Consider the following 24,547-nt stretch of genomic DNA (forward strand, 5'->3'; position numbering starts at 1 on the left):
CAAGCCTACCGGCGCGCATGGCCGTCAACACAACGGGAACGGGGAGGACATGGGGCTTGCGCGGAGGGCTGTGACGTCTGCCACGATGTCCCCAAACGCGTATGAACCACCACCACATGGTTCGCACGCACACACGGCTGGCCTCAGGTGGCGACCCCATCGACACCGGCCCCGACCGCACAGGAGCGGCACGTGACAGTCGACGCCTCTCGTGGTGCCGAAGCACCCCCTGAGCTCGTGCAGTTGCTCACCCCCGAGGGAGTGAGGGTCGAGCATCCCGACTACGACATAGACCTGACGGCCGAAGAGGTCAGGTCGCTCTACCGCGACCTGGTGCTCGTCCGGCGCATCGACCTGGAGGCCGTGGCGCTGCAGCGTCAGGGCGAGCTGGGCATCTGGGCCTCGCTGCTCGGCCAGGAGGCCGCCCAGATCGGCTCGGGCCGCGCGCTCACCGACTCCGACATGGCCTTCCCCACCTACCGCGAGCACGGCGTCGCCTGGTGCCGCGACGTCGACCCGGTGAAGCTGCTCGGCCTGTTCAGGGGCGTCAACCACGGGGGCTGGGACCCCGAGGAGCACAACTTCCACCTGTACACGATCGTGATCGGCAGCCAGACCCTGCACGCGGTCGGCTACGCCATGGGCATCCAGCGCGACGACGCCTCCGCCGCCACGATCGTCTACTTCGGCGACGGCGCCACCAGCCAGGGCGACGTGAACGAGTCGTTCATCTGGGCCAGCGTGTTCAACGCGCCCGTCGTCTTCTTCTGCCAGAACAACCAGTGGGCCATCTCCGAGCCGCTGGAGAAGCAGAGCCGCATCCCCCTCTACCGCCGGGCCTCGGGCTTCGGCTTCCCGGGCATCAGGGTCGACGGCAACGACGTGTTCGCCTGCCTCGCGGTGACCAGGAAGGCGCTCGAAGCCGCCCGCACGGGCCAGGGGCCCACGCTGATCGAGGCGTTCACGTACCGGATGGGCGCGCACACCACGACCGACGACCCGACCCGCTACCGGGTGGCCAGCGAGCTGGAGGCGTGGAAGCTGAAGGACCCGATCGAGCGGGTCAAGTCGTACCTGTTCCGCAACGAGCTGGCCGATCAGGGCTTCTTCGACGCCGTGACCGCCGAGGCCGACCAGCTCGGCGCCGACCTGCGCAGGCGGTGCCTGGCGATGCCCGACCCCGAGCCGCTCGATATCTTCGACCACGTCTATCGCGAGCCCCACGCGCTCATCGACGGAGAGCGCGCTCAGTTCGCCGCCTACTTGGAGGGCTTCGAGAAATGACGGTGTTGAGCCTGTCCAAGGCGCTTAACGAGGGCATGCGCCGCGCCATGGAGGACGACCCCAAGGTCCTCATCATGGGCGAGGACGTCGGCAAGCTCGGCGGCGTGTTCCGCGTCACCGACGGCCTGCAGAAGGACTTCGGCGAGGACCGGGTCATCGACACGCCGCTCGCCGAGTCCGGCATCATCGGCACCGCGATCGGCCTGGCGCTGCGCGGCTACCGGCCGGTGTGCGAGATCCAGTTCGACGGGTTCGTGTTCCCGGCGGCCGACCAGATCATCACGCAGCTCGCCAAGATGCCGATGCGCTCGCTCGGCGCGATCAAGCTGCCCGTCGTCGTGCGCATCCCGTGCGGCGGCGGCATCGGCGCGGTCGAGCACCACAGCGAGTCGCCCGAGGCGTACTTCGCGCACACGGCCGGCCTGCGCGTGGTGGCCTGCTCCAACCCGGCCGACGCCTACACCATGATCCAGCAGGCCATCCGGAGCGACGACCCGGTCATCTTCTTCGAGCCCAAGCGCCGCTACTGGGAGAAGGCCGACATCGACACGGCCTCGACCGACTGGTGGACGCCGTTCGACAAGGCCACGGTCGTACGGCCCGGCTCCGACGTCACGCTGCTGGCCTACGGCCCGATGGTCAAGACCTGCCTGGAGGCCGCCGCGGCCGCCGAGGACGACGGCCGCTCGCTGGAGGTGATCGACCTGCGCTCGCTCAACCCGCTGGACGAGCCGCTGGTCATGGAGTCCGTCCGCCGCACCGGCCGGGTGGTCGTGGTCCACGAGGCGCCCGTCTACAGCGGCTTCGGCGCCGAGCTGGCGGCCCGGATCACCGAGCAGTGCTTCTACCACCTGGAGTCGCCCGTCCTGCGGGTCGGCGGCTTCTCCACCCCCTACCCGCCGTCGAAGCTCGAAGAGCACTACCTGCCCGATCTGGACCGGGTGCTGCACGCCGTCGACCGCGCCTTCGGGTTCTGAAAGGGGGACGCGCTTCCATGCGACGCGAGTTCAAGCTCCCCGACGTCGGGGAGGGGCTGACCGAGGCCGAGATCGTCCGCTGGCACGTGCGGCCGGGCGACGAGGTCAAGGTCAACCAGATCGTGGTGGAGATCGAGACCGCCAAGTCCATCGTCGAGCTGCCGATCCCCTGGGACGGCGTGGTCGCGGGCGTGCTGGTCGAGGAGGGCCGCACGGTCGACGTCGGCACGCCGATCGTCGCCGTGGACACCGGCGGCGAGGCGGGCGGCCCCGACCAGGGCCCAGCCGGCCAGGGCGTGGCCGACCGGAACCGTGCCGACCAGGGGAGCGCCGACCAGGGCCTCAAGGCGCTGGCCGACGACATGGTCCCCAGGCCGCCGGAGGAGGGCGCGGTCGAGCCCGGCGCCCACGGCAGCCCCGCGCCCAAGGAGGAGCGGCAGGCGGTCCTGGTGGGCTACGGGGTCAAGACCGGCGCCTCCAAGCGCCGTCCCCGCAAGCAGCAGGCGGAGCCGATCCCGGCCGCGCCCGTGGCCAACCCGGCCCGCGTGGAGGTGCCCGGCCCGGCTCCGACGGCCCGTCCGGCCGAGCCCGTCCCCGCCGCCGCGCCGGCCGCCGGCGTGGTCGCCGGTTCCGGCCGCGTGGCCGTGCTGGCCAAGCCGCCGGTCCGCAAGCTGGCCAAGGACCTGGGCGTCGACCTGGCCACGCTCACCGGCACCGGCCCCCAGGGCTCCATCACCCGCGACGACGTGCACGCCGCCGCGCAGGGTGGTCTGCAGGGTGATCTGCAGGGCGGTCCGCAGGCGGCGCCCGAGCCCGTCCGGCAGGCCGGGCCCCAGCGGCGGGAGGAGCGCGTCCCCGTCAAGGGCGTGCGCAAGATGACCGCCCAGGCGATGGTGGCCAGCGCCTTCACGGCCCCGCACGTCACCGAGTTCCTCCAGGTCGACGTGACGGAGACCATGGAGGCGGTCCGGCGGCTGCGGGCCCTGCCCGACTTCGCCGAGGTCAAGGTCTCCCCGCTGCTCCTGGTCTGCCGGGCCCTGCTCACCGGGGTCAGGCGCTACCCGATGATCAACTCGTCCTGGGACGAGGCGGCCCAGGAGATCGTGGTCAAGCACTACGTGAACCTGGGCATCGCCGCCGCCACCCCGCGCGGCCTCGTCGTGCCCAACATCAAGGACGCCCACGCCCTCCCGCTCCCCGAGCTGGCCAGGCAACTGGGCGCGCTGGCGGAGACGGCCAGGGCGGGCCGCACCCAGCCGGCCGAGATGGCGGGCGGGACGATCACCATCACCAACGTGGGCGTGTTCGGCGTCGACGCCGGCACCCCCATCCTCAACCCGGGCGAGTCGGCCATCCTGGCCTTCGGCCAGGTCAGGGACATGCCGTGGGTGGTGGACGGCGAGCTGGCGGTGCGCAAGGTGACCACCCTCGCGCTCAGCTTCGACCACCGGATCGTCGACGGCGAGCTGGGCTCGATGTTCCTGCGCGACGTCGGCGCGATGCTGGAGGACCCGCTCCGCATGCTCGCCTGGGGCTGAAACCGGGCCGAAGCCGTGCCGAAGCCGGGCTGAAACCGGCCGAAGCCGGGCCGAAGCCGGACTGAAGCCGGACTGAAGCCGGGCGGCGACCGCCGGGAGGACCCCTCTCCCCGGCGGTCACCGCAGGCTCGGCCAGGGCGCCTTCTTGTCCCGCGCGCGGGGGCCGTACGACTCCAGCCACACGGGCGCGCCCACGACATGAGAGACCGCCGCGGGCCAGTCTGATACACCCTCCTCGTAGACAGGCGTCGCCCGCAGCAGCCGGGCCGTGCGGTCCGGCTCGGCGAACGTGACGGGCCGGTCGTAGCGCACGCACATGCGGGAGACGTCCGCGTCGAGGTGGGTGAGCGCGAGACCGTCCACGCCGCCGGCCGCCTCGGCCGCGTACCGGTGGGCGACCGCGTCGAAGTGCCCGCGGCGGAAGGCCCCCTGCCACGGCCCGGTCACGTTGTGCGGCTCGGGCAGCTCCAGGCCGGGGTCCTCGGTCACCAGCGGGCCGGGGCCGTGCCGGGTGGTGTAGGTCCGCAGCACCCCGAGCCGCGCCGCGCCGGCCCCGTCGAGCAGTTCCAGCGCGTTGGCGAACGTCGTCGTGCTCCACGTGGTGTACGGGTCGAACCCCTGCCGCTCGTCCAGCAGCACGCCCTGCGCGCCCTCGAACACCACCGGCCCCCGCCCGACCAGCCCTGCGGTGTACGACGAGTCCACCAGCCGCACCCGTTCGGCGAAGGCCCGGTAGACGGCCACGCAGTCGGCCACCGGCGGCCCCTCGACCCCCAGCGCCTCCCGCAGCGTCTCCCGCAGCACGGTCAGTTTCCGGGTCAGCTCGCGCGGCGGGTCGCCCGCCCGGGGCGCGAGCGCGCCGTGCTCCAGGTGGTACGCCATCGTCTCCCCGACGCCCATCCCGCACGACCCGTGCCGCGCCGCCCCGCGCGCCAGCTCCCGCCTGCGCCCGGCCTCGACGTGGTACGGCGTCGCCAGCAGGCAGTCCCGGTCCACCGTGAGCAGCCCGAAGGGGTCGGGCACGCCGAGCCGCGCCAGGTGCTCCGCCTCGGCCGACAACGCCAGCGGATCGACCACCACGAACCGCGACAGATGCGTGCGAACTCCCCGGAACGTCCCGGCGCCGAACTGCGCGAACGTGTGGTGCCGCCCGTCGTCCAGGACGACGTTGTGCCCCGCCTGGGCGCCCCCGTTGAACCGGACCACGGCGTGGACGGGCAGCGTGGCGCACGCCCAGTCCACGACCGTGCCCTTGCCGGCGTCGCCGTACCCGAGGTCGACGACGACGAGGTGCTCGTTCACGGCAGGAGCCCGCCCAGCCCGCCGCCGAGTCCGCCGCCGAGTCCGCCGCCGAGTCCGCCGCCGAGTCCGCCGCCGAGCCCGTCGCCGAGCCCGTCGAGCGGCTCGCCGGTGACCACCGTGCCGCGGTCGAGCCTGGCCAGGGCCCGCGACACCGACGCGCCGGCCGTCGAGCCCAGCTCGGCCAGGTCCTCAAGGCCCTCGTCCAGGCCGATCGCGTCCTCGCCGAGCCCGACGGTGAGCGCGATCGTCTCGCACACGGCGTCGAGGTCGTCCAGCTCCAGCACGTTCTGGCCGAGCAGGCCGCGCCAGGAGTCCAGCACCTCGGGGTCGCCGGCGTAGCTGGCCCCCTGCGGGAGGATGAAGTAGACGTCGTACTTGCGGGTCAGCTCGGCCACGACGTCGTCCACGCCGAGGGGCGCGGTCAGGCGGTCGCCGACGAGGTCCTTGACGTGGTTCCTGGACACCCGCTGGTAGGGCATCTCGTCGCCGATGACGAACAGGTAGCCGCGCCTGCCGCGCTTCTCGTGGCAGTCGATCGAGGTGTGCCTGGCCATGAAGTACATGGCCAGCTCGTAGGACTCGCGCTTCTGCCCGCCGCCGCCGCCCTCCAGCAGGATCAGGCCGAGCTGGTCGTCCATGCGGTTGTCGGACTCGAACTGGCCGACCTGCAGCGGCGCCCGGTCGCAGGTGGCGTCGCCGATCGCGCCGAACATGATCTGCGGGTCGGTGGCGTACCCCTTGCGCAGCAGCAGCCCGAGCAGGTCCGGCAGGCGGGTCTGCAGCGTGCGGGGGACCGCGCGCATCGAGCCGGTCACGTCGAACAGCACGGCGATGGCCAGCGAGTCGGGGTGCTCGGCCGAGTCGCGGCTCTCCCGCGTCACGCCGAAGGGGTCGAGGTCGGGGTGGACGCGCCGGGCTCCGCCGTCGCTGTAGGCGAAGGCGCTGGAGCCGGTGGCCGCGCGGTAGCGCGCGGCGGAGTCGTAGACGTTCGTGGACCAGATTCCGCTGCCCATGGCAGCCTCCCTCAAAGGTGGAGCGGACGGTACGTACGGGGCCCGTAGAGGTCGTCGAGCAGGCCGTCGAGCTCGCGCAGCAGCTCCCACGCGTCGGACGGCGGCCGCAGCAGGCAGCCCCGGACGAAGGCGCGCATCCGGCGCGGGCACTCGCCCATCAGGTGGTCGACGCACCGGGTCAGGGCGGCGATGTCGGCGCGTTCGTCGAGCCGGTCGCCGTGGCACCAGTCGACCAGCACGAGCCCGTGGTCGAGGGGATGGACGAGGACGTGGCGGGGGAGCACCGCGCCGTGCGCGACGCCGGCCCGGTGGGCGAGCCCGGCGGCCACGAGCAGCCGCCGCCAGATCCACGCCACGTCGCGGGGGTCGAGCCCGGTGCCGGCGCGTTCCAGGGTGACGAACCCGGCGGGCGCCCGGCTGACCACGTTCGCCTGCCGGACCACCTCGCCGCCGCGGTAGCGGAAGCTCGCGACGAGGCGGGGGACGTACGGCAGGAAGCGCGGGTCGCCGTCGGCCGCGATCTTCCGCAGCGCGGCGGCCTCGCGGACCAGCAGCCGGTCGGCGGCCGGGTCGCGGGCCACCTTGAGCAGCGAGTCGCGCTCGGCGCCGCGCCCGGCCGGGTAGAGCACGGCGGTGCCGCCCTTGTGCAGCGGCGGCCCGACCAGGAAGTCGCCGACCCGCTGACCGCGCTGGTAGGTCTCCCAGAGCGCGACCAGCCGCTTGAACGCCTCCTCGCCGCCCGGCGCGAGGTCGGGATGCAGCGCCCTGGCCAGCCGCCGGTAGACGCGGGCCGCGGACCCGCCGGCGAAGAGCTCCTGGGCCGATCGCGCGCCCATGACGATCGCCGCCGCCCGCTCGGTGTTCACCGCACCTCCTCCTCCCGGGCGGGCCGCAGCAGCGCGGGGTGGAGCAGCCGGGCGTCGCCCGCCCGGTAGAGCTTGGCCCGCGGCCCGCCCCTGGGGCCGCCGGTCTCGGTGGTCTGGCCGGTGCTCTCGACGAACCCGGGGACGGACAGGACCTTGCGGTGGAAGTTGCCCGCGTGCAGCGGCGTGCCCCACACGGTCTCGTAGATCAGCCGCAGCTCCGAGACGGTGAACTCGGGACCGGCGAACGCCGTGGCCAGCGGCGTGTACTCCAGCTTCGACCGGGCCCGCTCGACGCCGTCGGCCAGGATGCGGGCGTGGTCGAAGGCCAGCGGCGGCACGTCGTCGACCGGGTGCCAGACGGCCGCGGCGGCGTCCGTGCCGGGCCGGGGGTCGGGCAGGTCGGGGGCGAAGGCGAGGTAGGAGATCGACACCACCCGCATGCGGGGGTCGCGGCCGGGGCCGCCGTAGCTGGCGAGCTGCTCGATGTGCGCCGGGCGGGTGGCCACGCCGGTCTCCTCGGCCAGCTCGCGCACCGCCGCCTCGGCCAGGTCCTCGTCCGGCTTGATGAAGCCGCCGGGCAGGGCCCAGCGGCCCGCGTACGGCTCCACGCCGCGCTCGACGATCAGGACGTGCAGCCGCCGGTCGCGGATCGTCAGCGCGACCACGTCGACGGTGACCGCGACCGGCGCGTAGAGCCGGGGGTTGTAGCCGGCCAGGAACTCTTCCATCCCCAAGTCCTTCTCAGTTCGAGTCAATCTCGATCTGAGAATAACTCCGCCGACGGGTGTGTGTCGATAGGGTTGGCGCATGATCCGTCACATTGTGCTGTTCACCTGGTCCGACGACGCCACCGACGAGCAGAAGGCCGCGGTCGCGACCGAGCTGCGCAAGCTGCCGGGCGAGATCCCGCAGCTACGGGCGTACACGGTGGGGCCCGACGCCGGCATCACCCAGGGCAACCACGACTTCGCCGTGGTCGCCGACCTCGACAGCGTGGACGACTTCGTGATCTACCGCGACCACCCCCGCCACCAGGCCGTGATCGCGGAGCACATCAAGCCGATCCTGGCGACCCGCGCCGCCGTGCAGCTCAGCCTCTAGAGCCCTCTAGAACTCGGGCGGGTGGTTCTCGCGGTGCATCAGCCGGTCTTCGGAGGTGCGCCCGCGCCGGGGCGCGAGCACGATGCTCAGCACGACGCCCACGCCTCCGACGATCATGAAGATGACGCCGATGATGTCCATGTGCACGCTCTGGCCGAACACGTCGGGTTCGATGGCGAACCGCAGGATGGCGCCGAGCGTGAGGAAGAAGATGCTGACCCCGACACCCATGACGACCTCCAGGCAAAGGCGAGATGTGCCCACGGTCATACCCGGGTATCGGTGACCACACCCTCGCCGCGTCAGGCGAGACAGGACAGTGGCTGCCCGCCGTTGTAGGCGATCATGTCCTGGACGGCCGCGCCGACGTCGATCGGCGCCCCCGGCGGGCGGCCGTCCAGCTCGGCGTAGGCCCGGTGCAGGTTGCCCACGATCCGTTCGGGGTCGAGCAGCGCGCCCCACTCGCCGAGGTCGGTCTCCCGCGCCGCCTCCAGGGGCGTCCGGCCCGCCGCGTGGCCCCGCCGGGCGGTCTCCTGGACGAACCGCAGGTAGCCCTCGACCCGGTCGTAGACCTCCGGCCCGCACACCTCGCCGTGCCCGGGGACGATCGTCTCCGCGCCCAGCTCCCTGAGCGTGTCCAGGGCGGCGATCGTCCCGGCCACCGAGCCCATCAGGACGAACGGCGTGCCGCCGTTGAAGACCAGGTCGCCGGAGAACAGCACCCGCCGCTCCGGGATCCAGACGATCGAGTCGTTGGTCGTGTGCGCGGCCGGCCCGACGTGCCGCACCTCGCAGCGCAGGTCGTCGGAGTAGAGGGTGACCCCCTCGGTGTACGTCAGGAACGGCGGCGCGACCTCCATCGTCCCCCACACGACCTCCGGCGACCAGGCCCCCCGGTACGCCGGAACGCCGTCGGCCAGGATCTGGGCGCGTACGCCCTCGTGCCCGACGATCGTGGCCTCAGGGAACAGCCAGTTGCCGAAGGTGTGGTCGCCGTGGTGGTGGGTGTTGACCAGCGTGGTGATCGGCCTGCCGCTGACCTTGGCGACGGCCGCCCGCAGCTCGCGGGTGCGGCGCTCGGTCGAGCAGGCGTCCACGCAGATCACGCCGCGCCGCCCGGCCAGGAAGCCGGTGTTGTTGATCCACCAGCTCCCGTCGGGCTGGACGTAGGCGTAGACGCCCTCGCAGACCTCTTCGACGCGCGGCGGGGGCAGGGGGTGGTCATGAGGTGAGGAGCTCATGCCCGGAACCTAACAGCGACGCCCGCCCCCCGGACGGGGAGCGGGCGTCCCGGAATGCGGATCAGGCTCAGAAGGCCTCTTCGGGAAGCTCCATGAGGTCCTGGCCGGTGGCGGCGAGGACGCGCCGCTCGGCCGCCAGCCGGGGCAGCACGGTCGTGGCGAAGAACGACGCCGCGGCCACCTTGCCCTGGTAGAACGGGTCCTCCGACTCGGCCAGCCGGGCCAGGGCCACCTCGGCCTGGCGCAGCAGCAGCCAGCCGATCACCAGGTCGCCCAGCGCGAGCAGGAACCGGGTGCTGTTCAGGCCGACCTTGTAGACCTCCTCCGGCTTCTCCAGCGAGCCGAGCGCCCAGCCGGCCATGGTGTCGCCCATGACCTTGACGTCGGCGGCGGCCTCGGCGAGCAGCTTGCGCTCCTCCTTGAGCCGGCCGTTGCCCGCCTCGGAGGCGGCGAACTCGTTGATCTCGGCGAGCAGCGCGCCCACCGCGGCGCCCTGGTTGCGCAGGATCTTCCGGAAGAACAGGTCGAGGCCCTGGATCGCGGTGGTGCCCTCGTACAGGGAGTCGATCTTGGCGTCGCGGATGTACTGCTCGATCGGGTAGTCCTGCAGGTAGCCCGAGCCGCCCAGGGTCTGCAGCGAGCGGGCCAGCAGCTCGTACGAGCGCTCCGAGCCGACGCCCTTGACCAGGGGCAGCAGCAGGTCGTTCATGGCCTCCGCGTGCCGGTCCGCCGGGTCGATCAGGAGGGCGTCCTGGAAGGTGGCCGTGTAGAGGACCAGGGCGCGCATGCCCTCGGCGTACGCCTTCTGCAGCATCAGCTCGCGGCGCACGTCCGGGTGGTGGGTGATGGTCACCCGGGGGGCGGACTTGTCGGCCATCTTGGTCAGGTCCGCGCCCTGGTAGCGGGACTTGGCGTAGTCGAGGGCGTTCAGGTAGCCGGTGGAGAGCGTGGCGATGGCCTTGGTGCCGACCATCATGCGGGCGTGCTCGATCACCATGAACATCTGCTTGATGCCCTCGTGCACGTCGCCGACCAGCCAGCCGATCGCCGGGTGCTTGTCGCCGAAGGTGAGCTCGCAGGTCGTGGAGACCTTCAGGCCCATCTTCTTCTCGACGTTGGTGACGTAGGCGCCGTTGCGCTCGCCCAGCTCGCCGGTCTCCAGGTCCACGTGGAACTTGGGCACCAGGAACATCGACAGGCCCTTGGTGCCCGGACCGTGGCCCTCGGGACGGGCCAGGACCAGGTGGAAGATGTTGTCGGCCATGTCGTGCTCGGCGCTGGTGATGAAGCGCTTGACGCCCTCGATGTGCCAGGTGCCGTCGGGCTGCTGGACCGCCCTGGCCCGGCCGGCGCCGACGTCCGAGCCGGCGTCCGGCTCGGTGAGCACCATGGTGGCGCCCCAGTTCTTCTCGATGGCCAGCTCGGCGAAGCGCTTCTGCTCCGGCGTGCCCAGCTTCCACAGGGTGTAGGCGAAGTTGGGGCCGGCGGCGTACATGTACAGGGCCGGGTTGGAGCCGAGCACCATCTCGGCCGTCGCCCAGGCGAGGCTGCGCGGGATGCCGGGGCCGCCCAGCTCGGCGGGCAGGTCGAGGTGCGCCCAGCCGCCGTCCACCAGCGCCTTGAACGACTTCTTGACGCCGGCCGGGACGGTCACCGTGCTCGTCGCGGGGTCGAACACCGGCGGGGTGCGGTCGCCCTCCTCGAAGGAGTCGGCGAGCACGCCGGTCGCCAGCCTGTTGACCTCGTCCAGGATGCTCCGCGCGACGTCCTCGTCCACTTCGCCGAAGGGCCCGGTGCCGAGGATCTCGCGTCGACCGAACACCTCGAAGAGGTTGAATTCCAGGTCACGCACGTTGCTCTTGTAGTGGCCCATGGGTGCAGATCTCCTTGAACCGAGGTCTTCATGTACTGGCCAGTAACCTTACCTGCAATGCTACCCGTGGGTAACCCCGCCCATGCGTGGCATGCTCGACTCCATGGACGCCGAAGAACTCGCCACAAGATGGCGGGAGCGACTGGAATCCTGGGCCATCCCCGAGGAGATCCTGGCCAAGGCTCCGGCCGATCCGTGGAGCCACTCGCCGGAAAGGTTCGCCACGCGGACCGACCGGGCGCTGGCCGAGCCCGACGACGGCCCGACCATGACCCGGCTCGCCGAGGCGCTGCCCGACAAGGGCACGCTGCTCGACGTCGGCTCGGGTCCCGGCGCCGCGTCGCTGCCGCTGCGCGAGCGCATCGGTCACCTCTACGCGGTCGACACCTCCGCGCCGATGCTGGAGGGCCTGAAGGTCAGGGCGATGAACCTCGGCGTGCCCGCCACCACCGTCGAGGGGCGCTGGCCCGACGTGGCCGACCAGGTGCCGGTGGCCGACGTGTCCGTCGCCGCGCACGTGGTCTACAACGTGCCCGACCTGGCGCAGTTCCTCCAGGCGCTCGACAGCCGCACCCGCGGCCGGGTGGTGCTCGAACTGCCCCACCGCCATCCCATGAGCTGGATGACGCCGCTCTGGCAGCACTTCCACGGCGTCGACCGCCCGGTCCGGCCCATCGCGGAGGACTGCGTGGCCCTGGCCGCGGCGCTGGGCTTCCCGGTGCGCGTGGAGGAGCGGGAGGCGCCCCTGGAACGTTTCACGACCGTCGAGGAGCTGGCCGAGAGCGCCTGCCGCCGGGTGTGCCTCGACCCGTCCAGGGTGGCGGAGGTGGCCGAGACCGCCGTCGAGCTGGGCATGTGGCCGGTGCCGCGCGATCGGTGGGTCACCGTCTGGTGGGAATGATCCGTTTTGCTCAGCCGTTGTATGAATTGAGCTGACGCTCCCGGACGAGACGCGCCGTACCCGGACACGCCAAGACGACGCACGTACCCGTACGTCTCGTCCTCAGGAGTCTGATCATGGCGTGGATCCTCATCGTGCTGGCCGGCCTGTTCGAGGTGGCCATGGCACTGTCGCTCAAGCTCAGCAACGGCCTCAGCAACCTGTGGTGGACCCTGTCCTTCCTGGCCACGGCCGCCCTCAGCTTCGGGCTGCTCGCCTACGCGCTCAAGTCCCTGGAGGTCGGCACCGCGTACGCCGTGTGGACCGGCATCGGGGCCGTCGGCACCGCGATCCTCGGCATGGTCGCCATGGGCGACGACGTGTCGCCGCTGCGCCTGACCTCGATCGCGCTCATCCTGGCCGGTGTCGTGGGGCTCAATCTGGCTGGTGGACACTAGTGCGATGATTGAGATTCACGCTGTCACCGTCGACGCCGCCGATCCCTACGAGCTCGCGAACTGGTGGAGCCAGGCCACCGGGTGGCCGCTCGGCGAGGGTGACAAGCCGGGCGCCGACGAGGTGATGCTGCGTACGCCGCGCGACCCTTTCCTGCTGTTCATCCGCGTGCCCGAGGCCAAGACGGGGAAGAACCGGGTGCATTTCGACGTCAACGGCACCGAGGGCCGTACGCGTGACGAGGAGGTCGAGCGGCTGCTCGGCCTCGGCGCGACCGTCTTCCAGGACCAGCGCAGGCCCGACGGCACGGGCTGGGTGACCATGCTCGACCCCGAGGGCAACGAGTTCTGCGTGTGCCGGAGCGAGGCGGAGAGGGCCTTGCCGGAATGATGTTCTGTCGGTGAAGCTTGCCCCATGAGCGTGAGGGCCGTCGCCTGAGGTGGCCGCGCGGTTGCGCTGGCGGCGGCGTCCGCCGGCGAGAAGAGGGAGCGCGCCCGGCGGGCGGGAGCCGACGACGTGATCGGCTACGACGGGCTCAAGGAAGCGGCCAGGGCGTGGTCCGTGGACGTGGCCGTCGACCCGGTCGGCGGCGAGCTGTCCGAGCGGGCCCTTCGCGGGTTGCGCGAGGGCGGGCGGTTCCTGGTCGTCGGATTCGCCTCGGGCGGGATCGCGAGGCTGCCGGCCGACCAGGTGCTGCTGCGTAACCGGGCCGTGGTGGGCGTCGACCGGGGCGCGTGGTCCATGGGCCACGCCGCGGAGAACCGGGCAATGCTCGAAGGTCTCACTGGGAAGATCGTGCTCGTCCCTTCATCGTGAGGGTGAGGATCGCGGCGATCAGGTAGACCAGCGCGCCGTGCCACATCGCCTGCACGGCCGAGCCGAACACGCCCTCGTCGTCGAGCACGAGCTGCACCGGGTAGTCGAGCACCGCCGTGATCGCGGCGGGCAGGAGCGCGAACTTCCACGGGTGCCGCAGCGACCACAGCCGCGCCTGGCGGGTGACGCGGTCGCCCTCGTGCGGCTTGGCGACCGCGCCGATCGCGGCGATCAGCGCGAACAGGCTGATGCCGAGGCCCAGGGCCCAGACCAGGTCACCGCCGCCGGTGACCAGGCCCATCCCGAAGCTGGCGCCCGACACCACGACGCCGCCGATGGCGGCGGTCTTCCAAGGGGCGCCCCGCAGGGCCGCCGCGGACAGTGAGACCTCGTCGCGCCTACTGATTTCGTTCATGTCCTCATGGTGCCGCCACGGGCCCCCATGAGGCATCGGGGACGGACCCTGACCTGTCCCTGACATGATTCCCATATGACGGAAATCGCCATTGTGCAGTTGGGGCCGGACGAAGGAGAACGGCTGAGGGACGTCCGGCTGCGGGCGCTGCAGGAGTCACCGGACGCGTTCGGCTCCTCCTACGCGCGCGAGGTCGCGTTCTCCGCAGACGACTGGGCCGATCGGCTGAAGAACCCGCACTCGCGGTGGTGGGTGGCCGAGGACGACGACCTGGGCGACGTCGGCCTGGTGTGCATGCTCCTGGAGGAGACCGGCGCCCACCTGCTGTCCATGTGGGTCGCCCCCGAGGCCAGGGGCCGCGGGCTCGCCTCCCGCCTGGTCGACCGGTCCGTCGAGTGGGCCCGTTCGGCCGGGGCCGAGCAGGTGCAGCTCTGGGCCGTCGACCGCAACCACGCCGCCCGCGCGCTCTACGCGGCCAAGGGCTTCGTGCGCAGCGGCAAGGTCATGGCCCTGCCCTCCAACCCGTCCCTGATGGAGTCCCACTACGTGTTGTCCCTGCTGTTCCGCCAGGCCCGCAAGGAGGACGTCCCGGCCATCGTCCGGCTGCTGGCCGATGACCCGCTCGGCGCCGCCCGCGAGGGAGACCCCGACGACACCCGCTACCTGATGGCCTTCGACCGCATCGAGGCCAACCCGCACGACGAGCTCATCGTGGCCGAGCGGGAGGGCGAGGTGGTCGGCACGATGCAGCTCACGTACCTGGCCGGGCTGTCGCGGCTGGGTTCCGAGCGGTGCCAGATCGAGGCCGTCAGGGTGGCCGCCTCGACGCGCGGCCAGGGGCTCGGCGGCAAGATGATCCAGTGGGCCGTCGACCGGGCGCGGGCCAGGGGGTGCGCCGTCGTCCAGCTCACCTCCGACAAGTCGCGTACCGACGCCCACCGCTTCTACGACGCGCTCGGCTTCACCGCCTCCCACGAGGGCTACAAACTCTCACTCGGCTGACGCGGCGTCGGCGAGCTGGGTCAGCATCCAGCGGCACCACTCGGCCCGGTGCCGCTCGTAGCTCAGCCCGCAGCGCAGCGTCGCGTAGCCGCCGAACCCGGGGTCGCCGAAGGCCGGCCGGCCGCCGAACGACGCCTCCTGCCGCTCGTAGTCGGCCAGCCGCTCCTCGTGCGCGGCGAGCTGGTCGGCGAACAGTCGCCGCAGCAGCTCCGGCTCGGCCAGCCACGCCGCGTACGTCTTCAGCACCAGCTCGTCGCGCTCCGGCCGCTCGCGCGGCGGCTCGGTGACCCATGCCCGCAGCGCCGCCAGGCCCTCGGCGGTCAGGTGGTAGACCTTCTTGGCCTGCGGCCCAGGCCCGTGCGCGCTCTCGAACCCGACCAGCCCGGCCGCCCGCAGCTTCTGCAGTTCGGCGTGGATCTGGCTGTGGCCGGCCGTCCAGAAGTAGCCGACCGGCCGCCGCATGGCCGCCGCGAGGTCGTATCCGGTGCGATCGCCGCGCGCCAGCACGGCCAGGATCGCGTATCCGAGCGTTGAGGTCATGGTGGGTCCAAGGATATGGTGCTTGCGGCACTATGTCAGTTCAGACATAGTCAGGAGAAGGGCGCGGCGGCCATGCGAAAGATCGTCGGATGGATGGCACTCCTCACCATGGGGCTGACCGGCTGCGGGGGCGCGGTCGGCGCCGGCACCACCGCCGTCCGCACGACGGCCGCCGAGTCCCGCGCCCCTGCCGGGGAAACGACCCCCGCCACGACCCCCGCCACGACCCCCGCCACGACCCCCGCCACGACCCCCGCCACGACCCCCGCCACGAGCGCGCCCACGAGCGCGCCGCCGACCGGCCCCAACGTCTCGGGCTGCTTCACCGAGCGGGACGGCAAGATCTTCACCCACGTCCGCGGCCTGCCCGGCGTGATCGCCGGCGACGGCCCGGTGGGCGTGGTGATCAGCTACGAGCGCCGCGGCACCGTGTGCTCCTGGCGCCCGCTGTCGGACCGCCTGGTCGCCGCCGGCTACCGCGTCCTGCTGTACGCCAGGGACGCCGGCCTGCTCCCGGAGGACGGCGCGGTCGCCATGGGCAAGCGCCTGGCCAAGGAGAAGGGCGTCGAGCGGCTGTTCCTGGTCGGCGGCTCGATCGGCGCCACGGCCTCGGTCCCGGCGGCCGAGCGGCTGGGCGCCGAGGTGGCCGGCGTCGTCGCCCTGTCCGGCGAGATCGACGAGGGCGACGCCGCCGCGCTCACCGTGCCGCTGCTGCAGATCGGCTCCGAGCACGACTCCTACGGCGGCGCCGCATCGATGCGCGCGACCGAGGCCGCCGCGACCAAGTCCCCGGACAACCAGGTGCTGATCATTCCGGGCGAGTCGCTGCACGCCTCGGCCCTGCTCGGCAGCCCGCACGCCGCCAAGGTGCTCGACACGGTCGTGGCGTTCATGGACCGGCACAAGGGCTGACCTCCACCAGGTCATGGACCGGCACAAGGGCTGACCTTCACCAGGTCATGGACCGGCACAAGGGCTGACCTTCACCAGGTCATGGACCGGCGCAAGGGCTGATCTCGACCAGGTTGTCGTGGAAGGCGGGCCCCCGGCCCATGTCGCCGTCTCGCTCGGCCACGACCGCGTTGGCGTTCGCGCCGCCCGGGGTCAGCTTCGGCCACCGGCCCTTGGGCGAGGCCACCACGCCGGGCGCGACCCGGTCGCTGATCTCCACGTCGGCCAGGAACTCGCCGCCGTCGTTGTGCACCCGTACGCGCTGCCCGGCCACCAGCCCCCGGGCCGCCGCGTCGGCCGGGTTCACCAGCACGGCCGGCCCCTTGGCCCGCCGCCGCAGCTCCGGATTGTTGGCGAAGATCGTGTTCAGGAACGTGTGCGAGGCCGGCGTGACCAGCGTCAGCGGGTACGCCGACCGCTCGGCGGCCGCCGTGTGCGAGGGCACGTACGCCTTCCCGGCGGGCGGGAAGCGCAGCCGCCCGGACGGCGTCGGGAAGCCCTCGGCGAACGGCGCGAACGGCTTGGGGTAGTTCATCCGCACCCACCCCTCCTTGCGCAGCCGGTCCAGCGTGACGCCTTCGAGCGACGGGTGCCCGCCCGACAACAACGACTCGGCCAGCTCCAGGTCGGAGTCGTACAGGGACGGCTCGCTCAGCCCCATGTGCGCGGCCAGCCGGCGGAAGGTCTCGGTGGTGGACAGGCACTCTCCGGGCGGCGGCACGGCGGGCTCGTTCCACAGCAGGTACATGTGGCCGTAACCGGCGTGCAGGTCCATGTGCTCGGTCTGCATGGTCGCGGGCAGCACGATGTCGGCGTAGTCCACGGTGTCGGTCGGGAACTGCTCCATGACGACCGTGAACAGGTCCTCGCGGGCGAGCTGCCGCCTGATCGCGTTGGCGTCGGGGGTCGAGCCGAGCGGGTTGGCGGCGTACACCCACAGACATTTGACGTCGTCGAGCTGGGAGCCGAGCTTGGTCATGACCAGCGTGCGCACCGGCTTGGCCAGCAGGTCGTCGCGGGTGTCGACGGTCACGCGCACGTGACCGCTCGTCGAGTACGCCACGCCGCCGCCCGGATGCCGCCAGTCGCCGGTCACGCCGGGGATCGCGGCGATCGTGCGCATCGCGGTGCCGCCGCCGGCGTGCCGCTGGATGCCCATGGTGGCGCGGATCGCGGTCGGCCGGGTGTGGGCCAGACGCATCCCCAGGCTGTGGACGTCCTCGGGCGGGATGCCGGTGATCTCCGCCACCCGCTCCACCGGGTACTCCAGGATCTCCTTGCGGAAGTCCTCCCAGCCCTCGGTGTGCTCGGCCAGGAACTCCTCGTCCTGGGCGTTCTCCGCGAGCACGACGTTGAGCAGCCCGAGCGCGAGCGCGGCATCCGTGCCCGGCCTGATCGCCAGGTGCTGGTCGGCCTGGTCGGCGGTCCTGGTGCGGATGGGGTCGATGGCGACCACGTGCGCGCCGTCCGCGCGGGCGTCCTGGATGAACTTCCACAGGTGGTGGCCGCTGGTCAGCGTGTTCGTGCCCCAGAGCAGGATCAGCCTGGCCTGGGCGAAGTTCTCCGGGTCCATGCCGCCCGCGGTGCCGTTGGCCTTCATCAGCCCGCTGCTGCCGGCCGCCGAGCAGATGTTCAGCCAGTGCTTGGACGCCCCCAGCACGTTCCAGAACCGGCGGCCCGCCACGCCCTCGCAGCCCTGGAGGTAACCCAGCGACCCGGTGCCCAGGTACGGCCAGATCGCCTCGCCGCCGTGCTCGTCCACGATGGCGCGCAGGCGGGTCGAGATCTCGTCGAGCGCCTCGTCCCAGGTGATGCGCTCGAACTGGCCCGACCCCTTCGGCCCGGTGCGCCGCATCGGGTACAGGATGCGGTCCTGCGCCTGCGTGTGCTCCAGGTACCGGTTGACCTTCACGCACAACGCGCCGCGGGTGTAGGGGTGGTCGGGGTTGCCGCGCATCTTGACGGCCTGCCCGTCCCGTACGGTCACGATCCAGGAGCAGGTGTCGGGGCAGTCAAGCGGACATGCCCCCAAAACCCTCAAATCACCCGACATGCGCACAGCCTACGTCGAGAGGCCCGCGCCCGCCGTCCCCGCGACACCGCCGAGCCGACCTCGTGAAAGAAGTCAAAGGTGAACGGCAGGAGTTCCACCGTGTACCCTGCCTCGCGCAGCCTGGCCGCGGTGTACTCGGCCGACGCGTCGTGACCGGGCCGCCCGGCCGCGCGGTTTTCCCCGCGGGCGCCGGGCGTCGGGGGCGACGAGGGCCGGCACCGGCACCGCGGGAGTGAACATGCCAGACACGCGGGCAGGCCGACGCCGGTCGGGTCCTCACCCGGTGCGCGCGCCGGAGCGGCGAACGAGGACACTGGACAACAGAGATCGTACGGTCCGGCCGGGAAGGTGCAGAATCACTGTCGGTGGCCGAAATCAGGGAACGAGACGATGACACGGAGGACCTCACGGAGGGGGATCCAGCCGTGTCCGAGCCACGCGCCGACGGCGGCGTCTACGTAGTCGAGCCGCTCCTTCCCCAGCGGCTGCGGCGGCCGTCCGACCTGCTGCGCTTCTTCGCGACGCTGGCGGTGCTCGCGGCGGTGATCCTGCTCGCCCTCGTCGCCAAGCAGACGCTCAACGGCCTGGAGCAGGACGTCAAGGTCGGCGCCGAGATGGTCCCGCTGCTCAGCCGGGTCGCGGCCTTCATCGGCAGCGCGGCCGTGCTCATCGTGCCCGCCGCGTTCGCCGTCGAGCGGGTCTTCCACCGCGACGGCCTGCGCGTCGCCGAAGGGCTGATCGCGGCCATCATCGGCATGGCCGGGTCGTTCCTGCTCGGCCAGTGGATCGAGGCCAGCAGCCTGACCGACCTGCGCATCCTGCTCACCGGCGACCGCGCGATCGAGCCGCTGAACACGCTGCTCACCTCGGTGATCGCCTACACCACCGCAGTGCGCATCGCGCGCCGCCCCACGTGGCGCATGCTCATGTGGACCTCGATCGCCCTCTACATCCTCACCTACTTCTCCGGCAGGCAGATCACCCTGCCCAGCGCCATCGTGACCGTCCTGGTCGGCATGGCCATCGGCTACGCCACCCTCTACGGCGTCGGCAGCCCCAACACCCGCCCGCCCGGCAGCGCCGTGGTCGCCGCGCTGCGCAAGCTGTCCTTCTCGCCCGTCTCCGCCCGCCGCATCGAGGACGACCACCAGGGCAGCCGCCGCTACGCCATCGGCCTCAAGGACGGCACCAGCCTCGACGTCACCGTCCTCGACCGCGACCGCCAGGTGGCCGGGCTGCCGTACCGGCTGTGGCGGCGCATCAGGCTCAACTCCGAGACCAGGCGCCGGGCCATCCGCTCGCTCCGGGCCGAGCTGGAACGCGAGGCCCTGATGGCCTACGCGGCCCAGGCCGCCGGCGCCAGCACCCCGCGCCTGCTCGGCACCAGCGAGATCGGCACCGAGGCCGCCCTGCTCGCCTACGAGCACATCGAGACCCGCCCGCTCGACGAGGTGCCCGACGCCGAGATCGACGACGCCCTGCTCGCCCAGATCTGGGAGCAGGTCGAGCTGCTGCAGATCCAGCGGCTGGCACACCGGCGGCTCACCGGCGACAGCATCCACCTCGACCGCGCCGGCCGGGTCGTGCTGACCGACGCCCGCAGCGGCGAGATCGCCGCCGGCGACCTGCTGCTCCGGCTCGACATCGCCCAGCTCCTCACCTACCTGGCGCTGCGCGTCGGCGCCGAGCGCTCGGTCCGGGCCGCCGCCGCCGTGATGGGCCCCGACGCCCTCGCCGCCGCCATGCCGCTGCTCCAGCGCATCGCCCTGACCAGGGAGACCCGCTCGGCCCTGTCCAAGGCCAAGAACGTGCTGACGGGCCTGCGCGACCACATCGTCGCCCTCAAGCCCCAGGGCAAGGTCGAAGAGGTACGCCTGGAGCGCTTCCGCCCGCGCACCCTGATCACGATCATCGCCAGCACGGTCGCCGCCTACGTCGTGCTGTCCCAGCTCAGCAAGGTCGACCTCTACAAGGTGGTGACCACGGCCAACTGGGGGTGGTCCGGCCTGGCGCTGATCGCCTCGTTCACCAGCTTCGTCGCCGCCGCCCTCATGCTGCGCGGGTTCGTCCCGGAACGCCTGCCGTTGTGGCGTACCGTCCTGGTGCAGTTCGCGTCGTCGTTCGTCAAACTGGTCGCGCCCGCCGCGGTCGGCGGCGTCGCGATCAACACCCGCTACCTGCAGAAGCGCGGCATCGCGCCGGCGCTCGCGGTGGCCAGCGTGGGCGCCTCGCAGCTCATCATGCTGGTCTTCCACATCGCCCTGCTGCTGCTGTTCGCCTACATCACCGGCTCCGACGCCGCCACCTCCTTCACCCCCTCGCGCGGCCTGGTCGTGGCGATGCTCGCCATCGCGCTGCTGGTCGCGGTGGTGCTCGGCGTGCCGCCGCTGCGCAGGATGGTGACCGTGCGCATGCGCAGGCTGTTCTCGAACGTGCTGCCCCGCCTGCTCGACGTGCTCCAGTCGCCGGCCAAGATGATCGAGGCCGCCTTCGGCACGCTCATGATCACGATCGCGTTCGTGGCCTGCCTCGACGCCTGCGTCGCGGCGTTCGGCGGCGAGCTGAGCTTCACCGCCGTCGCCGTCGTCTACCTCACGGCCAACGCCATCGGCTCGGCCGCCCCCACGCCGGGCGGCCTCGGCGCCGTCGAGTACGCGCTCACCCTCGGCCTGGTCGCGGCCGGCCTCGAATGGGACCTGGCCGCCTCGGCCGTGCTGCTGCACCGGCTGCTCACGTTCTGGCTGCCGGTGCTGCCGGGCTGGGCCGCCTTCACCTACCTCCAGCGGCACGAGGCCCTGTGAACCGCACTCGGGCAGAACAGGACCCCGTGCGCCGCGGGTGAGTCAGCGGGCCGACGTGACCGGCTCGGTGATCTTGTCGATCGCCGCCAGCTCGCTCTCGGTGAACACCGGGCCGTCCACGCACGCCACGTTGTCCTCCAGCTGCCGGACGCTGCTCGCCCCGATCAGCACGCTCGTCACCCGCGGGTCGCGCAGCGTCCACGACAGTGCCATCTGGGCCAGCGTCTGGCCCCGGCCCCTGGCGATCTCGTTGAGGTCGCGCGCCAGGTCCCGGTCGATCTGCTCGGCGCTCAGGAACCGGCTCGTCGCCGCCCGCGAGCCCTCGGGCACGCCCTCCAGGTAGCGGTCGGTGAGCAGCCCCTGCGCCAGCGGCGAGTACACGATGCAGCCCATGCCCGCCTCCTCCAGCACGTCGAGCAGTCCGTCGTCCTCGATCCACCGGTTGATCATCGAGTACGACGGCTGGTGGATGAGCAGCGGCGTGCCCAGCTCGCGCATGATCCGCGCGGCCTGCGCGGTCTGCTCGGCCGAGTAGTTGGAGACGCCCGCGTACAGCGCCTTGCCCGAGCGCACCGCCCGGTCCAGCGCCCCCATGGTCTCCTCCAGCGGCGTCTCCGGGTCCGGACGGTGGCTGTAGAACACGTCCACGTACTCCAGGCCCATGCGGGCGAGCGACTGGTCGAGGCTGGCCAGCACGTACTTGCGCGACCCCCACTCCCCGTACGGCCCCGGCCACATGTCGTACCCGGCCTTGGTCGAGATGACCAGCTCGTCCCGGTACGCCGCGAAGTCCTCCCGCAGGATCCGCCCGAAGTTCCGCTCCGCCGACCCGTACGGCACGCCGTAGTTGTTGGCCAGGTCGAAATGCGTCACCCCGAGGTCGAACGCGCGCCGCAGCACCGCCCGCGAGTTCTCGATCGGCCGGTCGTCGCCGAAGTTGTGCCACAACCCCAGCGACACCGCCGGCAACTTCAGCCCGCTGCGCCCACTGCGGTTGTACGGCTGACGCTCGTACCGCTGCTCATCGGCCACGAAGCTCACGCCGTCCCCCTCTCGATGATCCAGGACAGCGCGAACGCCTCCTCGCGCCAGGCGTCGTACCGGCCGCTGCGCCCGCCGTGCCCCGCGCCCATCTCCGTCTTGAGCAGGAACGGCCCGCCGGACGCGGTCGCCCGCAGCCGCGCGATCCACTTGGCCGGCTCGTGGTACAGCACCCGCGTGTCGTTCAGGCTGGTGATCGCCAGAATCGGCGGGTACACCCTGCCGTCCACGTTCTCGTACGGCGAATAGCTCTTCATGTACGCGTAGACGTCCGGATTGTGCAGCGGATCGCCCCACTCGTCCCATTCGATCACCGTCAGCGGCAACGACGGGTCGAGGATCGTGTTGAGCGCGTCCACGAACGGCACCTCGGCCACCACGCCCGCGAACTCCTCGGGAGCCAGGTTCGTCACCGCCCCCATCAGCAGCCCGCCCGCCGAGCCGCCGCGCGCGACGATCCGCCCGCTCCAGCCGCTCGCCTTGAGATGCCGGGCCGCCGCCACGAAGTCGGTGAACGTGTTCCGCTTCCTCGTCAGCTTGCCGTCCTCGTACCAGCGACGGCCCATCTCGCCGCCGCCCCTGACGTGCGCGACGGCGAAGACGAACCCGCGGTCGAGCAGCGACAGCCGGGGAACCGAGAACCCGGGGTCGATCGAGGTCTCGTAGCTGCCGTAGCCGTAGAGCAAGGTCGGGGCAGGCGTCGTGGTGTCCTTGCGCTTGACGATCGAGATCGGCACGCGCGTGCCGTCCTCGGCCGTCGCCCACTCCCGGAACTGCTCGTAGTCGCCCGCGTCGTAGCCGCCCAGCACCGGACGCTGCTTGAGCAGGATCAGCTCGTGCGAGTCCAGCTCGTAGTCGTAGACGCTCGGCGGCGTCACCATGCTCGTGTACGCCAGCCTGAGCCGCGTCGTCGTGAACTCGGGGTTGCCCGCCGGGCCGACGTCGTACAGGGGCTCGGGGAAGTCGATCTCGTACGCGTTCCGCTCGGCGGCCTCGATCCGCTCCCGCCAGCCCGCGCCCGCGGCGCCGTAGGGCAGCACCCGCAGGCCGGTCAGCCCGTCACGGCGGAAGTGCACGACGGCATGGTCGGAGAAGGCGTCGATCTCCAGCAGCCTGGTGTCCTCGCGGTGCCCGATCAGCGGGGTCCAGGAGCCGGGCTCGTCGATGGGGGCCGTGGCCAGCTCGAAGTTCTCGGCGTTCTCGTTGTGCAGGACGTAGAAGAAGTCGCCCGCGTGCTCGACGCCGTACTCCACGCCGGTCTTCCTGGGCCGGACGACCTGGAACTCGCCGGTGGGGTCGGCGGCGTCGAGGATGCGCACCTCGCTGGTGATCTTGCTGCCCGCGCCCAGCACGAGGTACCGCTCGCTGCGGGTCAGCCCGATGCCCACCCAGTAGCGCTCGTCGGTCTCCTCGTAGACCAGGACGTCCTCTTCCGTCCCGAGGGTGTGCCGGTAGACCTGGTAGGGACGCCAGGCGTCGTCCACCCGCGTGTAGAAGAACGCCGAGCCGTCGGCCGACCAGGCGCCGCCGTAGAAGATGTCCTTGATCTCGTCGGGCAGCACCTCGCCCGTCTCGAGGTTCCTGAACCTCAGCGTGAAACGCTCGTCGCCCTTGTAGTCGGTCGAGTAGGCCAGCATCGTCCCGTCGGGCGCGACGGCGCTGGTACCGACGGAGAAGAACGCGCTGTCGCCGGCGAGCTCGTTGCCGTCGAGCACGACCTGCTCGCGCTCAAGGCGCTCGCCCGGGGTGATCTGCGGCGGCGCGTCACTGTCGGCCGGCACCCGGCAGGACACCGCGTACTGCTTGCCCTCCTCGGTACGCGAGAAGTACCACCACGCCCCCTTACGGCTCGGCACCGACAGGTCGGTCTCCTGAGTGCGCCCCTTGATCTCCTGGAAGACCTGTTCCTGGAGCTCGGCGAGATGCGCGGTGTGCTCTTTGAGAAAGTCGTTCTCTGCCTCCAGGTACGCCGTTGTGTCCGGGTCGTCCTTGTTGCTTAGCCAGGCGTACTCGTCGATGAACGTGTCGCCGTGATGGATGCGCTCAGTCGGTACCTTCTTCGCCACTGGCGGCGTGTTGCTGCTCACGGGGGGAGTCTATGTTCGGCCGTGATCGTTCTGTGGCCGGGAGAGCTGCCGAACGCGTCCCGAGTGGTCGGGAGCGCTGCTAATCTTTAGGAGCCGACGAGGTGCGGCGCAACCCACTCCCTTCACTCCGGTGACTTTGGTGCGTTGCGACGTGTATCGACGGCAATCCCTTCTGGCTCGCGAGTTTGAAGATCGGTTCGCTAACCGAGCGACAGGCTGGTAAGTTAGAGGGGTTGTCCCGGAAGCGGGGCGCGACTTAATTCCAGCAGGTCGAGCAAGTCCGGTCAATTTGACAGAGACTTGAACGGCT

The 24,547-nt window shown here is 71.5% G+C and carries 23 protein-coding genes and 1 riboswitch; of the genes, 11 read left to right on the top strand and 12 right to left on the bottom strand.

Annotated features, from left to right (window positions below; all coding sequences use genetic code 11):
- Positions 1 to 192: 192 nt before the first annotated feature.
- From pdhA to ACFYYW_RS47430, 3 genes are read left to right on the top strand one after another with little or no spacing between them, the layout of a single operon-like run.
- Positions 193 to 1,284: a pyruvate dehydrogenase (acetyl-transferring) E1 component subunit alpha gene (gene pdhA / locus ACFYYW_RS47420; protein WP_352320498.1), complete on the top strand. Its 1,092-nt coding sequence runs from the start codon at positions 193 to 195 to the stop codon at positions 1,282 to 1,284.
- The gene (locus ACFYYW_RS47425; RefSeq protein ID WP_352320500.1) at positions 1,281 to 2,261 is read left to right on the top strand and encodes an alpha-ketoacid dehydrogenase subunit beta; all 981 of its coding nucleotides are present in this window, start codon (positions 1,281 to 1,283) and stop codon (positions 2,259 to 2,261) included. Before pdhA ends, ACFYYW_RS47425 begins: the two co-directional genes overlap by 4 nt.
- A gap of 17 nt (positions 2,262 to 2,278) precedes the next feature.
- A complete protein-coding gene (locus tag ACFYYW_RS47430; protein WP_387660750.1) occupies positions 2,279 to 3,799 on the top strand; it encodes a dihydrolipoamide acetyltransferase family protein in 1,521 nt (506 codons plus the stop codon).
- Between the two features lie 117 nt (positions 3,800 to 3,916).
- Here the strand turns inward: ACFYYW_RS47430 and ACFYYW_RS47435 are convergent, their stop codons facing one another.
- From ACFYYW_RS47435 to ACFYYW_RS47450, 4 genes are read right to left on the bottom strand one after another with little or no spacing between them, the layout of a single operon-like run.
- A complete protein-coding gene (locus ACFYYW_RS47435; protein WP_387660752.1) occupies positions 3,917 to 5,101 on the bottom strand; it encodes an adenylosuccinate synthetase in 1,185 nt (394 codons plus the stop codon).
- The gene (locus ACFYYW_RS47440; protein ID WP_387660755.1) at positions 5,098 to 6,114 is read right to left on the bottom strand and encodes a hypothetical protein; all 1,017 of its coding nucleotides are present in this window, start codon (positions 6,112 to 6,114) and stop codon (positions 5,098 to 5,100) included. The genes ACFYYW_RS47435 and ACFYYW_RS47440 overlap by 4 nt, the downstream gene beginning before the upstream one ends.
- A gap of 11 nt (positions 6,115 to 6,125) precedes the next feature.
- Positions 6,126 to 6,980 (bottom strand): molecular chaperone DnaJ, encoded by an 855-nt coding sequence (locus ACFYYW_RS47445; RefSeq protein ID WP_387660758.1) that lies wholly within the window; start codon positions 6,978 to 6,980, stop codon positions 6,126 to 6,128.
- Complete coding sequence (locus ACFYYW_RS47450) at positions 6,977 to 7,708, bottom strand: NUDIX hydrolase (RefSeq protein WP_352320509.1); 732 nt, start codon at positions 7,706 to 7,708, stop codon at positions 6,977 to 6,979. The genes ACFYYW_RS47445 and ACFYYW_RS47450 overlap by 4 nt, the downstream gene beginning before the upstream one ends.
- Before the next feature lie 79 nt (positions 7,709 to 7,787).
- Between ACFYYW_RS47450 and ACFYYW_RS47455 the strand changes: the two genes are divergently transcribed.
- Complete coding sequence (locus tag ACFYYW_RS47455) at positions 7,788 to 8,081, top strand: Dabb family protein (RefSeq protein WP_352320511.1); 294 nt, start codon at positions 7,788 to 7,790, stop codon at positions 8,079 to 8,081.
- Positions 8,082 to 8,087: 6 nt separating this feature from the next.
- On the opposite strand, the gene ACFYYW_RS47460 is transcribed toward ACFYYW_RS47455, so the two are convergent.
- The 3 genes from ACFYYW_RS47460 to ACFYYW_RS47470 all read right to left on the bottom strand — a co-directional run bounded on the left by ACFYYW_RS47460 (position 8,088) and on the right by ACFYYW_RS47470 (position 11,195).
- The gene (locus ACFYYW_RS47460; RefSeq protein WP_352320513.1) at positions 8,088 to 8,312 is read right to left on the bottom strand and encodes a hypothetical protein; all 225 of its coding nucleotides are present in this window, start codon (positions 8,310 to 8,312) and stop codon (positions 8,088 to 8,090) included.
- A 71-nt stretch (positions 8,313 to 8,383) separates the two neighbouring features.
- Positions 8,384 to 9,322, bottom strand: coding sequence for an MBL fold metallo-hydrolase (locus tag ACFYYW_RS47465; RefSeq protein ID WP_387660761.1), 939 nt, complete (start codon positions 9,320 to 9,322; stop codon positions 8,384 to 8,386).
- Between the two features lie 67 nt (positions 9,323 to 9,389).
- Positions 9,390 to 11,195, bottom strand: coding sequence for an acyl-CoA dehydrogenase (locus ACFYYW_RS47470; protein ID WP_352320516.1), 1,806 nt, complete (start codon positions 11,193 to 11,195; stop codon positions 9,390 to 9,392).
- A gap of 103 nt (positions 11,196 to 11,298) precedes the next feature.
- Between ACFYYW_RS47470 and ACFYYW_RS47475 the strand changes: the two genes are divergently transcribed.
- The 4 genes from ACFYYW_RS47475 to ACFYYW_RS47490 all read left to right on the top strand — a co-directional run bounded on the left by ACFYYW_RS47475 (position 11,299) and on the right by ACFYYW_RS47490 (position 13,347).
- On the top strand, positions 11,299 to 12,096 hold the full coding sequence (locus ACFYYW_RS47475; RefSeq protein ID WP_352320517.1) for a methyltransferase domain-containing protein: 798 nt from the start codon (positions 11,299 to 11,301) through the stop codon (positions 12,094 to 12,096).
- A gap of 10 nt (positions 12,097 to 12,106) precedes the next feature.
- A riboswitch (guanidine-III (ykkC-III) riboswitch) is annotated at positions 12,107 to 12,180 on the top strand.
- Between the two features lie 32 nt (positions 12,181 to 12,212).
- On the top strand, positions 12,213 to 12,533 hold the full coding sequence (locus ACFYYW_RS47480) for a multidrug efflux SMR transporter (protein ID WP_352320519.1): 321 nt from the start codon (positions 12,213 to 12,215) through the stop codon (positions 12,531 to 12,533).
- A gap of 4 nt (positions 12,534 to 12,537) precedes the next feature.
- Entirely contained in the window at positions 12,538 to 12,921 is a 384-nt protein-coding gene (locus ACFYYW_RS47485; protein WP_387660766.1) for a VOC family protein, read from the top strand.
- Between the two features lie 66 nt (positions 12,922 to 12,987).
- A complete protein-coding gene (locus ACFYYW_RS47490; protein ID WP_387660785.1) occupies positions 12,988 to 13,347 on the top strand; it encodes a zinc-binding dehydrogenase in 360 nt (119 codons plus the stop codon).
- On the opposite strand, the gene ACFYYW_RS47495 is transcribed toward ACFYYW_RS47490, so the two are convergent.
- The gene (locus ACFYYW_RS47495) at positions 13,313 to 13,762 is read right to left on the bottom strand and encodes a hypothetical protein (RefSeq protein WP_387660769.1); all 450 of its coding nucleotides are present in this window, start codon (positions 13,760 to 13,762) and stop codon (positions 13,313 to 13,315) included. The genes ACFYYW_RS47490 and ACFYYW_RS47495 overlap by 35 nt on opposite strands.
- 75 nt (positions 13,763 to 13,837) lie before the next feature.
- On the opposite strand from ACFYYW_RS47495, the gene ACFYYW_RS47500 reads away from it, so the two are divergent.
- Entirely contained in the window at positions 13,838 to 14,764 is a 927-nt protein-coding gene (locus ACFYYW_RS47500; RefSeq protein ID WP_364418523.1) for a GNAT family N-acetyltransferase, read from the top strand.
- Here the strand turns inward: ACFYYW_RS47500 and ACFYYW_RS47505 are convergent.
- Positions 14,753 to 15,304, bottom strand: coding sequence for a helix-turn-helix transcriptional regulator (locus ACFYYW_RS47505; protein ID WP_352320527.1), 552 nt, complete (start codon positions 15,302 to 15,304; stop codon positions 14,753 to 14,755). The genes ACFYYW_RS47500 and ACFYYW_RS47505 overlap by 12 nt on opposite strands.
- Positions 15,305 to 15,397: 93 nt before the next feature.
- Here ACFYYW_RS47505 and ACFYYW_RS47510 point away from each other — a divergent pair, with 93 nt between their 5' ends.
- On the top strand, positions 15,398 to 16,216 hold the full coding sequence (locus tag ACFYYW_RS47510) for an alpha/beta hydrolase (protein WP_387660773.1): 819 nt from the start codon (positions 15,398 to 15,400) through the stop codon (positions 16,214 to 16,216).
- 79 nt (positions 16,217 to 16,295) lie between these two features.
- On the opposite strand, the gene ACFYYW_RS47515 is transcribed toward ACFYYW_RS47510, so the two are convergent.
- Positions 16,296 to 18,308 (bottom strand): molybdopterin-dependent oxidoreductase, encoded by a 2,013-nt coding sequence (locus ACFYYW_RS47515; RefSeq protein WP_387660776.1) that lies wholly within the window; start codon positions 18,306 to 18,308, stop codon positions 16,296 to 16,298.
- Between the two features lie 425 nt (positions 18,309 to 18,733).
- Here ACFYYW_RS47515 and ACFYYW_RS47520 point away from each other — a divergent pair, with 425 nt between their 5' ends.
- Positions 18,734 to 21,109, top strand: a complete 2,376-nt coding sequence (locus ACFYYW_RS47520; RefSeq protein ID WP_387660779.1) for a YbhN family protein — start codon at positions 18,734 to 18,736, stop codon at positions 21,107 to 21,109.
- A 42-nt stretch (positions 21,110 to 21,151) separates the two neighbouring features.
- Here ACFYYW_RS47520 and mgrA read toward each other — a convergent pair whose 3' ends face one another.
- Positions 21,152 to 22,150: an L-glyceraldehyde 3-phosphate reductase gene (mgrA, locus tag ACFYYW_RS47525; protein WP_387660782.1), complete on the bottom strand. Its 999-nt coding sequence runs from the start codon at positions 22,148 to 22,150 to the stop codon at positions 21,152 to 21,154.
- A complete protein-coding gene (locus ACFYYW_RS47530) occupies positions 22,147 to 24,237 on the bottom strand; it encodes a S9 family peptidase (protein ID WP_364418529.1) in 2,091 nt (696 codons plus the stop codon). Before ACFYYW_RS47530 ends, mgrA begins: the two co-directional genes overlap by 4 nt.
- Positions 24,238 to 24,547: the final 310 nt, after the last annotated feature.

The organism is Nonomuraea sp. NPDC001831, assembly GCF_042892035.1.
In the GTDB taxonomy this organism is placed as follows: Bacteria; Actinomycetota; Actinomycetes; order Streptosporangiales; family Streptosporangiaceae; genus Nonomuraea.